This is a genomic window from Streptomyces sp. NPDC104309, assembly GCF_055584025.1.
On sequence record NZ_JBVJMV010000001.1, the window covers coordinates 38,805 to 51,157 of the forward strand.

The 12,353-nt window shown below is 71.2% G+C and carries 9 protein-coding genes; 6 read left to right on the top strand and 3 right to left on the bottom strand.

Going from position 1 to position 12,353, the window contains the following annotated elements:
* Positions 1–258 precede the first annotated feature (258 nt).
* Positions 259–831 carry an adenylosuccinate lyase gene (locus ACZ68L_RS00210; protein WP_469572848.1) on the top strand — a complete coding sequence of 191 codons (573 nt, stop codon included), beginning with the start codon at positions 259–261 and terminating at the stop codon, positions 829–831.
* A 125-nt stretch (positions 832–956) separates the two neighbouring features.
* Here ACZ68L_RS00210 and ACZ68L_RS00215 read toward each other — a convergent pair whose 3' ends face one another.
* Together ACZ68L_RS00215 and ACZ68L_RS00220 are read right to left on the bottom strand one after the other, a co-directional pair.
* Entirely contained in the window at positions 957–1,517 is a 561-nt protein-coding gene (locus ACZ68L_RS00215) for a GNAT family N-acetyltransferase (RefSeq protein ID WP_469572850.1), read from the bottom strand.
* 54 nt (positions 1,518–1,571) lie between these two features.
* Positions 1,572–3,176: an alpha/beta hydrolase gene (locus tag ACZ68L_RS00220; RefSeq protein ID WP_469572851.1), complete on the bottom strand. Its 1,605-nt coding sequence runs from the start codon at positions 3,174–3,176 to the stop codon at positions 1,572–1,574.
* A 567-nt stretch (positions 3,177–3,743) separates the two neighbouring features.
* Here ACZ68L_RS00220 and ACZ68L_RS00225 point away from each other — a divergent pair.
* From ACZ68L_RS00225 to ACZ68L_RS00240, 4 genes are all read left to right on the top strand, one after another.
* The gene (locus ACZ68L_RS00225; protein WP_469572853.1) at positions 3,744–4,187 is read left to right on the top strand and encodes an SRPBCC family protein; all 444 of its coding nucleotides are present in this window, start codon (positions 3,744–3,746) and stop codon (positions 4,185–4,187) included.
* A gap of 188 nt (positions 4,188–4,375) precedes the next feature.
* On the top strand, positions 4,376–6,838 hold the full coding sequence (locus ACZ68L_RS00230) for an MFS transporter (RefSeq protein WP_469572855.1): 2,463 nt from the start codon (positions 4,376–4,378) through the stop codon (positions 6,836–6,838).
* A gap of 197 nt (positions 6,839–7,035) precedes the next feature.
* On the top strand, positions 7,036–9,483 hold the full coding sequence (locus ACZ68L_RS00235; protein WP_469572857.1) for an ATP-binding SpoIIE family protein phosphatase: 2,448 nt from the start codon (positions 7,036–7,038) through the stop codon (positions 9,481–9,483).
* Positions 9,484–9,593: 110 nt separating this feature from the next.
* Positions 9,594–10,325 (top strand): methyltransferase domain-containing protein, encoded by a 732-nt coding sequence (locus tag ACZ68L_RS00240; RefSeq protein ID WP_469572858.1) that lies wholly within the window; start codon positions 9,594–9,596, stop codon positions 10,323–10,325.
* 19 nt (positions 10,326–10,344) lie between these two features.
* Here the strand turns inward: ACZ68L_RS00240 and ACZ68L_RS00245 are convergent, their stop codons facing one another.
* A complete protein-coding gene (locus ACZ68L_RS00245; RefSeq protein WP_469572861.1) occupies positions 10,345–11,235 on the bottom strand; it encodes a LysR family transcriptional regulator in 891 nt (296 codons plus the stop codon).
* A gap of 114 nt (positions 11,236–11,349) precedes the next feature.
* Here ACZ68L_RS00245 and ACZ68L_RS00250 point away from each other — a divergent pair, with 114 nt between their 5' ends.
* A complete protein-coding gene (locus ACZ68L_RS00250; RefSeq protein WP_469572863.1) occupies positions 11,350–12,351 on the top strand; it encodes an aldo/keto reductase in 1,002 nt (333 codons plus the stop codon).
* Positions 12,352–12,353 lie beyond the last annotated feature (2 nt).

Consider the following 12,353-nt stretch of genomic DNA (forward strand, 5'->3'; position numbering starts at 1 on the left):
GGGCCGGGGCGTGCTGGGCACGCTCGGACCGGGAAGGGGCGACGGACTCTGTCCCGGAGTCACGTCTTGCGAAGCTGCCGAACCGACAAGCACTCCGAGTGGCTGCGTCACCAGGCCACCGGAGCAAGCGGGGAGTGTGTCCCGCTCACATGAGCTTAACCGGTGGGTAACGAGCATGCCAGCCCTGAGGCGCCGTGCGTCATGTCACATTCACCCCGACTCTCGATACGCAGAGTTCCCGTCGATACGCTGAGGGTCATGGATGAGGAGTTCCGCTCGCTGACGGACCGGCTGGCCGACGAGGCGGGGGAGTCCGCGGCGTACCGCAGGCTCCTCGCCACCGACGACGACGAGGAACTGGCCGGCGTCCTCGTGGAAGCCGAACGCCCGCTCTGGGCACGGGAGATCGCCGCGTTCCGGCTCGGCTGCGCCGGTGACCGACGGGCCTTCGAGGCGCTGGTCCTGCTGCTCAACCACCGCGACCCGGAGCGCTGCGTCTGCGCCGCCCACGCCCTGGAGCGCCTCGGCGACCCCCGCACCGCCCGGGCCGCCGCCGCCCTGGCGACCAACACCCTGCGCACCGCGTACGCCCTGCACCCGGTGCGGCTGCTCACGGCGCTCCGGGCCCCGGAGTCCGTACCGGCGCTGATGACCACCCTGAAGCCGCTTCTGACCCCGGAGGAACCGCACTGGCGGGTGGCGCTGGCCTGCGTGGAAGGGCTCGGACGGCTGGGGGACGAACGGGCCCGTCCCCTCCTGGAGGCGGCCCTCCCGCACCCGCGGCTGGGCGGCGCGGCCCGCGACGCGCTCAGCCGGCTGCGGGGTGCGTGAGGACGGGCGGATGCCCGTCCCCCGGCGGCACTCATACCCGTGCGCGGGTGGCATGCGGCGCCTGCGGGAAGTTGCCGAGCTGCCGGTGACCCCCATACCCGTGCGCGGGTGGCGTGCGGACGCGTTCAGGCGGTGCCGGGGAGCCCGAGGGCGCGTACGTACCGCAGCTCGGGCACGAGCACGCCGTCCACCTCGAAGGACTCCTCGGCGCCGTCGGGAAGGAAGCCGGCGCGCTCGTAGAAGCGGCGGGCCGGGCCGTTCTCCCTCAGCACCCAGAGCGCCAGGTCCGGGAAGCCGTCCGCGGCGGCGCGAGCGAGCAGCTCCGCCACCAGGGCGCGCCCGGCCCCGGTCCCGATCTGCTCGGGCAGTAGATAGATCGCGTACAGCTCACCCCGGTCCAGCCGCCTGCCGTCCTCGCGGTACGGGCCGTAGCAGCCCCAGCCGATCACGCCGAGGCCCGCCCGTTCGGCCACCACATTCACCACCGAGTTGCCCTCGGCGAAGAATCCGCGGCGCAGTTCCGCGTCCTCGGCGACGTCCATGGCGTCCAGATAGGGCTGCGGCATCAGCCCGGCGTACGCGGATTGCCAGCCGCGCACCCGGACCTCCGCGACGGCCTCGCAGTCGTCGACCGTCATGTCCCGTACGAGCACATCGGGCCCGGTCCGTATCGTCATGCGGGTCATCCTGACGCATGCGCCAGGATGACCCGTACCGGATATCGCCCGGTCCGTGGACCGTCAGCCGCGGAAGCCGAGCAGGCCGTGCAGGATGCCGCCCCTGCTGCCGGAACCCGTTCCCCGGGCCGCCTTCGCCGCGGCCCTGCCGGTCAGTGGTCGCGGGTCGGGGGACTTGGCGCAGACCGCGTCCGCGTCGGCCCGGCCGCCCTCGCCGCGCGGGACGGTGCCCTTGGCGAGATAGTCGGCCAGATAGGTGTCCAGGCAGTCGTTGCCGCTCAGCGTGATGCCGTGATTTCCGCCGCCCTGCTCGACGACCAGGCTGGAGCCGTGCAGCCTGCGGTGCAGGGTGACCCCGCCCTCGTAAGGCGTGGCCGCGTCCTCGGTGGCCTGGAAGAGCAGCACCGGCGGCAGGTTCCTGTTGGAGACCCGTACCGGGTTCAGCGGTTCCACCGGCCAGTCCGCGCACGGCGCGTTGTACCAGGTGTTGTTCCAGGTGAAGAAGGGGGCCTTGTCGTGCACCTTCCAGCTGTCATCGCGCCAGGTGTTCCACTGGCGGGGCCACGGGGTGTCGCGGCACTGCACGGCCGAGTACACGGAGTACCCGTTGTCGCCCTTCGAGTCGACCGCGCCGAACCGCTTGTACGCCTCCACGAGCGCTTCCTGGTCGTGGTCGTGTACATACGCGGCGAACGCGTCGGCCAGGTAGGGCCAGTAGCCGTTGTAGTAGCCGCCCGGCAGGAAGGTGTCCTCCAGTTCGCTCGCTCCGACCCTCCCGCCCGCGGGGTGGGCCCGGACGGCTTCGCGCATCGCGTACCAGGCGCCCTCGACCTTCGCCGGATCGCTGCCGAGCCCGTACGTGGTGTCGTGCTTCGCCACCCAGGCGGCGAACGCCTTGTGGCGGGCGTCGAAGGCGTAGTTCTGACCGATGTTGTCCTCGTACCAGACGCCCTCGGGGTCCACGTTCGAGTCGAGCACCAGGCGCCGCACCCGCTCCGGGTACAGCTTGGCGTACACCGCGCCGAGGTAGGTCCCGTAGGAGTAGCCGAAGTAGTTGAGCTGTCGGGAGCCGGTCGCCTCCCGGATCACATCGAGGTCCTTGGCGGCGCTGACCGTGTCCATGTGGGGCAGCAGGTCCGGGTACTTCTCCCCGCACGCCTTCGCGAACGCGGCGGCCCGGTTCCGGTTGGCCTGCTCGACCTCGGGCGAGTTGGGCATCGAGTCGGGACGCAGCGGATCGAAGTACTTCGGCACGCAGTCCAGCGCGGGCTCGCTCTTCCCGACGCCGCGCGGGTCGAAGCCGATCACGTCGTACTGCGCGGCGACCGCCTTCGGCAGCGAGGACGCGACGAAGCCGGCCATCGACAGGCCGCTGCCCCCGGGGCCGCCCGGATTGACCAGCAAAGGCCCCTGGAAGCTCTTCGCGGTGTGCGGGATCCGGGACAGGGCGAGGGTGATCCGCCGGCCCGACGGATCGTCATGATCGAGCGGCGTGCTGACCGATGAGCACTGCAGCCGCGGATACGACGCGGTGCCGCAGTCGGTCCAATCGAGCTGGGCGGCGGCGCGCCGCGCGCCCGTGTCGGCGGTTGCCGGGGACGGGGCGGCGGTCACCAGACCAGCGACCGTCGCCCCGACGGCGAACAGAATTCCTGGACGTTTCGTCATATGGCCTCCCGTGGTGGGGGAAAGACGGCTGCGCGTGGCGCAGCCCCCGCCGCATGCTCCCCGCATTCGCGTCCGGGAGGACATATTCTGTGGAGAGTTGACCCGTTTGCCTGTCTCTTCCGCACCGGTCCTGCCCGTGCCGGGGCCGCCGGACAGCCGCCCATCCGGCCCCTGACTCCGCGTGCCGGCCCGTCACGGGGGTGGAGCGTGGAGGGACGGCGGGGTCCGGCCCTCCGAATGAGGTCGACAGCCGGACCCTGTACGCCCTGAAGCCCTGCTCTTCCCTGCGCCTCGGGGGAGGAGTGGGGCTCTTTCGTGCTCTGACGCGCTTCTGGTGCGTGTGGTCACCGCGTCCGCGGCGAAGAGCGCGCCGGCCCCGGCCTCCCGGGTGTTCTCGACCAGATTGTCCCCGCGCATGGACGCCTCCGCGGTAGCGCTGGACAGAGAATAGAACACGTGTTCCCTTGATCGTTTTCTCCCCTTCGTCCCGGCCCGGATTTTGAAGGAGGTTCCCCGAGGTGGTTGGCTCAGCACACCCCCGAACAACCGAGTGCTGGAGGAACAGCCATGGCGCAGGTCGAGGCAACGACGGAGCGAGTCATCGCGGCGGACGCGGAGACGGTGTTCGACGCGCTGGCCGACTACCAGGAGGCCCGGCGCAAGGTGCTGCCCGGACAGTTCAGCGAGTACGAGGTGCGCGAGGGCGGCGACGGCGAGGGCACGCTCGTCCACTGGAAGCTCCAGGCCACCAGCAAGCGGGTGCGTGACTGCCTGCTGGAGGTCACCGAGCCCACCGACGGGCAGCTCGTGGAGAAGGACCGCAACTCCTCGATGGTCACCACCTGGACCGTCACCCCGGCCGGTGAGGGCAAGTCGAAGACAGTCGTCTCGACCGTCTGGAACGGCGCCGGAGGCATCGGCGGATTCTTCGAGAAGACCTTCGCGCCCAAGGGACTTGGGCGGATCTACGACGAGCTGCTGCGCAACCTCGCCGCCGAGGTCGAGAAGTAGCTCCGCGCGCGCTTGACCGGCCTCACCGGTTCGGGTGGTCTTCTCGGCCCGCCGGTTGTGCGCCGTAGTGGCTCCGACCGGGAGCTAAGCCCCCCGAGTGCGCCGTCAGCGCCCCCTCGCCGCGTTTGCCCTCCCTTGTCGCGCAATGCGAGAAATGGGCGGCGCAGACGCGACGAGGGGAGCGGCACGTGGTGGGTGGGATCACTCTGTTGGAGGACGAGCCGAACGGTACGGGGGCCAGCGAGGCGGCGACCACGCTGCCGATTCCGCCGCCCTCGCCGCCGCCCGCCGGGGAGGAGGCCGCCCCCGCCCTATCCGCCGAGCCGGAGACCAGCCCCCGCCACATCCGGCTGGTCTTCCTCGGACTGATGCTGACGCTGCTGCTCGCGGCGCTCGATCAGATGATCGTCGCCACGGCACTGCCGAAGATCGTCGGTGAGCTGCACGGCCTGGAGAAGATGTCCTGGGCCGTCACCGCGTACCTCCTCGCCTCCACCATCGGCCTGCCGATCTACGGCAAGCTCGGCGATCTCTTCGGCCGCAAGGGCGTCTTCCAGTTCGCCATCGTCGTCTTCATCATCGGTTCCGCGCTGGCCGGCTGGTCCCGCACCATGGACGAGCTGATCGCCTTCCGGGCCGTCCAGGGCATCGGTGGCGGCGGACTCATGATCGGTGTCCAGGCGATCATCGCGGATGTCGTACCGCCACGGGAACGCGGCCGGTTCATGGGGCTCATCGGCGCCGCCTTCGGCCTCGCCTCGGTCGCGGGGCCGCTGCTGGGCGGGTTCTTCACCGACCACGCCTCCTGGCGCTGGTGCTTCTACATCAACGTCCCGTTCGGCCTGATCACCCTCGCCGTCATCACCGTCGTCCTCAAACTCCCCCGGCCCACCGTCCGGCCCCGCCTCGACATCCTCGGCGCCCTGCTGCTCGCGGCAGCCTCCACCTGTCTGGTGCTGCTGACCAGCTGGGGCGGGACGGAGTACGCCTGGGGGTCAGGCACCATCTTGGGGCTCGCCGCCGGAGCCGCCGGAACGGCCCTGCTGTTCCTCGTGGTCGAGCACCGGGCAGCCGAACCGATCATCCCGCTGCGGCTGTTCCGTGACTCCATCTTCAATGTCACCGCCCTCGTCGGCGCGGTGGTCGGAGTCGCGCTGTTCGGCGCCGCGAGCTATCTGCCGACTTTCCTGCAGATGGTCGACGGGGCCTCGGCGACCGAATCCGGCCTCCTGATGCTCCCGATGATGGGCGGCATCGTCGGGGCTTCCATCGTCTCCGGTCAGCTGATCTCCCGCACCGGCCGATACCGCGTCTATCCGATCCTCGGCGGCGCGTTCTCGGTCCTCGGGATGTGGCTGCTCTCCCGGCTCGAAACGGACACCCCGCGCCTCCAATACAGCTTCGCGCAGGCGGTGCTCGGCATCGGGATCGGCCTGATCATGCCGGTACTGGTGCTCGCGGTCCAGAATTCCGTGGAGCCCGCCGACCTCGGTTCCGCCACCAGTGCCAACAACTACTTCCGGCAGATCGGCGGCAGCGTCGGCGCCGCCGTCTTCGGGACGCTCTTCGCGGGCCGCCTCGCGGACGCGCTCGCCGCCCGCCTGCCGTCCGGCGCCGCCCTCCCCGACCCCGAGTCGATCACCCCGCAGCTGGTCCACGCGATGGAGCCAGCGCTGCGCGACAGTTATATCCAGGCGTACGCCGACGCGATGCCGCGGATCTTCCTCTACCTCGTGCCGGTGCTTGTGCTCGGCCTGTTCCTCGCCTTCTTCCTCAAGGAGAAACCGCTGGTGTCCCACCACAGCCCCGAATCCGCCGCCGAGTCCACCACCGAGTCCGCACCGATCCCCGCAGCCCGCGTCACCGCCGCCCCGCCGCCGCCCGTGTACCTGTCGGGTGTGCCGGTGAGCGGCAGTGTCCAGCATCCCGACGGCACCAAGGTCCCGAGGGCCGCCCTCACCCTCATCGACGTCCAGGGACAGCAGGTCGGGCGGGGCGCGAGCGGTGAGGACGGGAGGTACGCGCTGAGCGTGCCCGGCGCCGGCGCGTACGTGCTCATCGCCGCGGCGGGCGGGCACCAGCCGCAGGCCGTCAGTGTCACCGTGGGCGAACGGCCCGTCGAGCTGGATGTGGTGCTCGGCGGTGCCGGGCGTCTCGCCGGGGTCGTCGTCACCGCCGACGGCATCCCGGTGCGCGATGCCGCCGTCACCCTCACCGACGTGCGCGGCGAAGTGGTCGCGTCCACCCGCAGCGGTCGCGAGGGGGGTTACGTGATCTCGGAGCTGGTGGCCGGCGAGTACACCCTCGCCGCCAGTGCCCCCGCCTTCCGGCCCGCCGCGCTGCCGGTGAGCGTGCAGGCCGCCAGGGAGACCCGGCAGGACATCGAACTCGCCGGGGGCGCGGTGCTGCGCGGCATCGTGCGGGCGAGCGGTGGCCGGCCCGTCGAGGACGCCCGGGTCACGCTGCTGGACGCGGCGGGCAACGTGGTCGACACGCTCACCACCGGGCCCGACGGGGCGTTCCGGTTCGTGGACCTCTCCACCGGTGAGTACACGGTGATCGCGGCCGGGTACCCGCCGGTGGCCACCGTCCTCCAGGTCGCCGGCGGCGGACGCACCGAACGCGATCTGCAACTGGGGCACGAGGACTGACCGAGGAGCAGTGGGCCGGCCGGGGATCGGACCGGCCGGCCCGGCACCGCAGTCCGCCCGGTACGTGCGCGGCCGGGCGCGCCGGGCGCACCACCCCTGGGGGTGATGGTGCCGATGACCGGCGGAGGGCGGACGCGGAGCCGTACCGTGGAGTCACATACCGCAGGGTTTTGCGGTGGGGAAGGAGCCTTCCACCCATGGATCTCGATGTGCCGCCGCAGAGGACACCACCGCCGCGCGACCCCGCGGCGGGCCGTGTGCCGCTGGCCGTGGTGGTGGTCGACGCGGACGGACTCATCTCACACTGGTCGACCGGCGCGAGGCGGCTCTTCGGCGTCACCAGAGAGCGGGCGGTCGGCTGCGCGGCCGGTGAACTCCTGCCGGTGTCGGGGGCGTTGAGGCAGGAAGACGGGCTCGCGGGCCACGAGGTCCACGACGGGCCCGGCCTCGCACTCGACGGTTCGCTCAGCGGGACCTTCGCCTGTCCGGCGGCGGGCCGGGCCCGGGTCGATGAACGCGAGCACGGCCGGATCGACGTCCTGTGGTGGGCCTACCCGCTGGTCGGCCCGGGATCCGGGCGGCTGCTGGTGCTCGCCGCGGACGCCGCTCAGCTGCCCGAGGGAGGAGGGGCCGAGGGGCCGGACGCCGAGACGATCGCCCCCGGCTTCGCTCTGCACACCGACTTCCCCGGCTATCGGGAGCCGGCAGCCCGGCTGTCCGAGATCCTGCCCAGCATGAGCGTCCACGAGGCGACCAGAATCGTCTCCCAGGTCCTTGAACTCGGCTATCCCGTACTGGAGTTCAGTCGCCTCGATCAGGTTCCCGTGACCCCGGACTGGGGAGTGCCGCGACGCACCTCCCGCCGGCCGGCCGAGAACCCGCGGGCCGACGACGGCGGGTCGTACGCACCCCGCACCGTTCCCCGTCCCGAACTCGACCTCGAATACGCGGCGGTCCGTGAACGGCTGGAATTCCTCAACGAGGTCAGCGGCCGGATCGGCAGTTCCCTCGACCTGGCCCGCACCATTCGCGAGGTCACCAGCGCCGCCGTGCCCCGCTTCACCGACTTCGCGGGTACACATCTGCGCGCCGCGGTCCTGGCCGGCGAGGGCTTTCCGGACGGGCCGCCCGACGTCACCACCGTCTGGCACCGGGTCTGGGTCGAGCACAACGACGAGCCGGGCCGCTGGGACGACACCGTCCCGGTCGGCGAGTCCATCGCCTTCCCCGAACACACCCCGTTCTTCCAGTGCATGGTCACCGGCGAGCCCGTCCTCGTCCCGTACGTCAGCGAGGAGATGAGCAACCGGATCTCGGGCGAGTTCGAGAAGCGCGATCTGCGCCCGCTGATCACCCACCGCTCCCTGCTGATCGTGCCGCTCAAGGCCCGGGACGTGGTCCTCGGCTTCATGGTCCTGATGCGCCGCCCCGGCCGTGAGCCCTTCGACGACATGGACCGCACCACCGGCGCCGAACTTGCCGCCCGTGCCGGGCTCGTACTGGACAACGCCCGTATGTACACCTACCAGGAGAACGTGGCGGAGACCCTTCAGGACAGCATGCTGCCCCAGGTCGAACCACGGATGGCGGGCTGCGACATCGCCACCCGCTATCTGCCCGGCGCCCGGCTCGGAAGGATCGGCGGCGACTGGTTCGACTCGGTGAAGCTCCCCGGTTCGCGCACCGCCCTCGTCGTCGGCGACGTCATGGGCCACGGCCTCAACTCGGCTGCGATGATGGGGCAGTTGCGGACCGCAGTGCTGACCATGGCCACCATGGAGATGCCGCCGTCCCAACTGCTCCGCAACCTCGACGACTTGGCGCAGCGCCTCGGCGAGCAGTATCTGGCGACGTGTCTCTACGCCGTCTACGACCCGATCCGTTCCGAGGTCCAGATCGCCAACGCCGGGCACATCCCGCCCGTGCTGGTCCGCGCCGAGGACGGCCGGGCCGAGCTGCTCGACCTGCCCACCGGCGCACCCATCGGCGTCGGCGGTGTCGCCTTCGAGACCGCGACCGTGCGGGTGCGGCCCGGTGACCGTCTCGTCCTGTGCACCGACGGTCTGGTCGAGGTGCGCGGCCAGGACATCGGCGCGGGCCTCGCCGCGCTCTGCGCCTCCGCGGCCCACCCCGCCGCCTCGATGGACGACGCCTGCGACACCATCATCCGCGCCCTGAACCCGAGCGGTGGCCGCAAGGACGACGTGGCGCTGCTGATGGCGCGGCTGAACGGAATCCCGGACGACGACGTCGCCGAGTGGCAACTGGCCCTGGACCCGCGCGAAGTGGCCCGCGCGAGGCGCCTGGTGCGCGGAAAGCTCCTCGACTGGGATCTTCCCGACGCGGTGGAGGCCGCCGAGCTGATGGTCAGCGAGCTCGTCACCAACGCCGTGAAGCACGGCCGCAGCCACCACATCGGGCTCCGTCTGGTCCGCACCGGCGCCCTGCTCTGCGAGGTCAGTGACGACGAACCCGCCCCGGCCACACTGCTCGACGCCGCCTCCCACGACGAGTCCGGCCGAGGCCTGCTGGTGGTGACCAGCCTCGCCCGTGAATGGGGCACCAGTGCCACGGCGCGTGGCAAGACCGTCTGGTTCGAACAGACACTCGGCCGGGTTCCGCGCCCCAGGTCGCACACCTGGTGAAGGATGTCGTCGCGGGGGTGGATGCGGTGCGTGGTCTTGCCGCCACCTTCCCGGGACGGTGGTCCGGACCTGAGTAACATCCCCCGGAAGCAATGGACTCGGGAGTGCCCATGGGAGTGTCAGAACGGTACCGCGATGCGTGGGAGGGCTACTGGTCCGCCACCTCGGACACGCCCGGTGAGGCAATCTGGGACGCCGACCCGGCCCTCAGCTCCGTCCCCCACAGCGAACTGCTCCTGCCGTACGCCGACACCGCACTGCCGGTCGTCGACCTCGGCTGCGGGAACGGCACCCAGACCCGCTATCTCGCCACGCGCTTCGCGCGCGCGATAGGCGTGGACCTCTCGCACGCGGCGATCGCGCACGCGCGCCGCGCGGACACCGAGGGGGCCGCCGAGTTCGCCCAGCTCGACCTGGTCGAGGCCGAGGCCGTGTCGGCCCTGCACGAGCGGATCGGTGACACGAACGTCTACATGCGTGCGGTGATCCACCAGAGCGATGCCGAGGCCAGGCCCGCCGTCGCCGCGGCGGTCGCGACGCTGCTGGGGGAGCGGGGCCGGGCGTTCGTCGCCGAGCTGACCCCGGACTCCAAGGCGGTGCTCCAGCAGGTGGCGCAGGGCCCGGACGGTCCGCCGGAGAAGCTGCGCCGGGTGCTGGAGCACGGGCTCAATCCGGCGAGCGTCAGCGCGGAGGAGGTGCCCCGGCTGCTGCGGGCGGCCGGACTGACCACACTGGCCCAGGGTGACACCGCCCTGGCCCAGACCGCGTACCTGTCCGACGGAACCCGTGTCGACCTGCCCGCGCGCTGGTTCGTACTGGCCGCGACGACCGCTGTCGGCTGAGGGCCGGGCGGGACCGTCCTCACGTCCCCTCGCCGCTCCGCAGCAGTGCCATCAACTCCCGCGCGCCCGGACTCATGGCCTGGACCTCCGGGAGCACCACGGCACTCTCGTAGCAAGGCTGCCGAGGCCCTTCGAGCGCGACCGCCGTCAGCCCCCGCGCCTCGGGCTTGCGGGAGAAGTGATGGGGCACCAGGGCGATCCCCAGCCCCTCCTGCACCAGCTCCAGCAGGCTGTGCACGTCGTTCACCTCCAGGCCCACCGTGCGCCGTACCCGCGCCTCGGCGAACGCCCCGTCCGCCGCTCGCCGCGGCCCCCAGTCCGGATGGAAGTCGATGAAGGACTCACCGGTCATCTCGTCCCACGCGACGCGGTCCGCTGCCGTGAACCGGTGGCCGGGGGCGCAGAGCACGACCATGGGCTCACGTGCCAGCGGGTGGAGTTCACCGCGCCACTCGACGGAGCTGACGGTCGCGGCGAAGGCGGCGTCGAGTCGGCCGCCGGCCACCCCGTCCACCAGACTCGTGGTGCCTTCCTGACGGAGCCGAATCTCCATCAGTGGATGCCTGCGGTGGAACGCCGCCAGCAGACGCGGAAGATGCACCCCCGGCACACATTGCTCGACGCCCACCGACAAGGTGCCGCGCAGCAGTCCGCGTACCGCGTCGACGGCGTCCTTGGCCGCCCGCGCGCCCGCCAGTGTGCGCTCGGCCTCCACCAGCAGGGCGCGTCCCGCCTCGGTCAGCCGAACGCTGCGCGTGGTGCGGCTGAAGAGCGGGGTCCTCAGCTCCTGCTCCAGGGCCCGGACGGAGGCGGAGAGGCCGGACTGCGACACGGAGAGGCGTTCGGCGGCACGGGTGAAGTGCTGCTCCTCGGCGACGGCGACGAAGTGTTCCAGCTGGCGCAATTCCATGATTGAGAAATGTAGCCGCTGAATCCCAGCAGAATCTCCTGTTGGACTGCTGGATCGTTGTCGGTGAACCTGGACCCCTGCCCACCGCAACCGCCCCTCTTCCGTGGAGCCCGCATGTACCTGCCGTCCGCCGACCGCTACCACTCCATGCCCTACCGGCGCACCGGACGCAGCGGTCTGCTGCTTCCCGCGGTCTCCCTCGGCCTGTGGCACAACTTCGGCGGCGACCGGACACCGGAGAGCCAGGGCCGGATCCTGCGCCGGGCCTTCGATCTCGGCATCACCCACTTCGATCTCGCCAACAACTACGGGCCGCCGCCCGGCGCCGCCGAGACCGCGATGGGACGCGCGCTGGGAACGGACTTCGCCCGGCTCCGGGACGAGCTCGTCATCTCGACGAAGGCGGGCAACCGGATGGGGGACGGCCCGTACGGGGAGTGGGGGTCCAGGAAGAGCCTGCTCTCCTCGCTGGACCAGAGCCTCACCCGGCTCGGGCTCGACCACGTCGACATCTTCTACTCCCACCGCTTCGACCCGGACACCCCGCTCGAAGAGACGATGGGCGCACTCGACTCGGCGGTACGGCAGGGCAAGGCGCTCTACGTCGGCGTCTCCAACTACTCCCCGGAGCAGACCCGACAGGCAGCCCGGATCCTCCAGGAGCTGGGCACCCCGCTCCTGATCCACCAGCCGCGTTATTCGATGCTGGACCGCTGGGTCGAGGACGGTCTGCTCACGACGCTGGACGAACTGGGCACCGGCTCGATCGCCTACTCGCCGCTGGAGCAGGGCATCCTCTCCGACCGCTATCTGCGTGGCATCCCGGAAGGCTCCCGCGCGGCCGGCAACAGCCCCTTCTTGACGCCCGATTCGGTCACTCCGGAGCTGGCGGACCGGCTGCGGGCGCTGGACGAGGTGGCTTCCGCACGCGGGCAGTCCCTCGCGCAGATGGCCCTGGCGTGGGTGCTGCGGGGCGGCCGGGTCACCTCCGCCGTGATCGGGGCGAGCAGCGTCCCCCAGCTGGAGAACAGTGTCGAGGCGGTCCGCAATCTGGAGTTCGGTGACGAGGAACTGGCCCGGATCGAGGAGATCCTCAAGGGCCCGGACAGCCGCTGAGC

What these genes read in the sequence shown, in the direction of transcription:
- ACZ68L_RS00210 (WP_469572848.1), top strand. Translation starts at nt 259, where the DNA reads ATGGATGAGGAGTTCCGCTCGCTGACGGACCGGCTGGCCGACGAGGCG.
- ACZ68L_RS00215 (WP_469572850.1), bottom strand. Translation starts at nt 1,517, where the DNA reads ATGACCCGCATGACGATACGGACCGGGCCCGATGTGCTCGTACGGGAC.
- ACZ68L_RS00220 (WP_469572851.1), bottom strand. Translation starts at nt 3,176, where the DNA reads ATGACGAAACGTCCAGGAATTCTGTTCGCCGTCGGGGCGACGGTCGCT.
- ACZ68L_RS00225 (WP_469572853.1), top strand. Translation starts at nt 3,744, where the DNA reads ATGGCGCAGGTCGAGGCAACGACGGAGCGAGTCATCGCGGCGGACGCG.
- ACZ68L_RS00235 (WP_469572857.1), top strand. Translation starts at nt 7,036, where the DNA reads ATGGATCTCGATGTGCCGCCGCAGAGGACACCACCGCCGCGCGACCCC.
- ACZ68L_RS00240 (WP_469572858.1), top strand. Translation starts at nt 9,594, where the DNA reads ATGGGAGTGTCAGAACGGTACCGCGATGCGTGGGAGGGCTACTGGTCC.
- ACZ68L_RS00245 (WP_469572861.1), bottom strand. Translation starts at nt 11,235, where the DNA reads ATGGAATTGCGCCAGCTGGAACACTTCGTCGCCGTCGCCGAGGAGCAG.
- ACZ68L_RS00250 (WP_469572863.1), top strand. Translation starts at nt 11,350, where the DNA reads ATGTACCTGCCGTCCGCCGACCGCTACCACTCCATGCCCTACCGGCGC.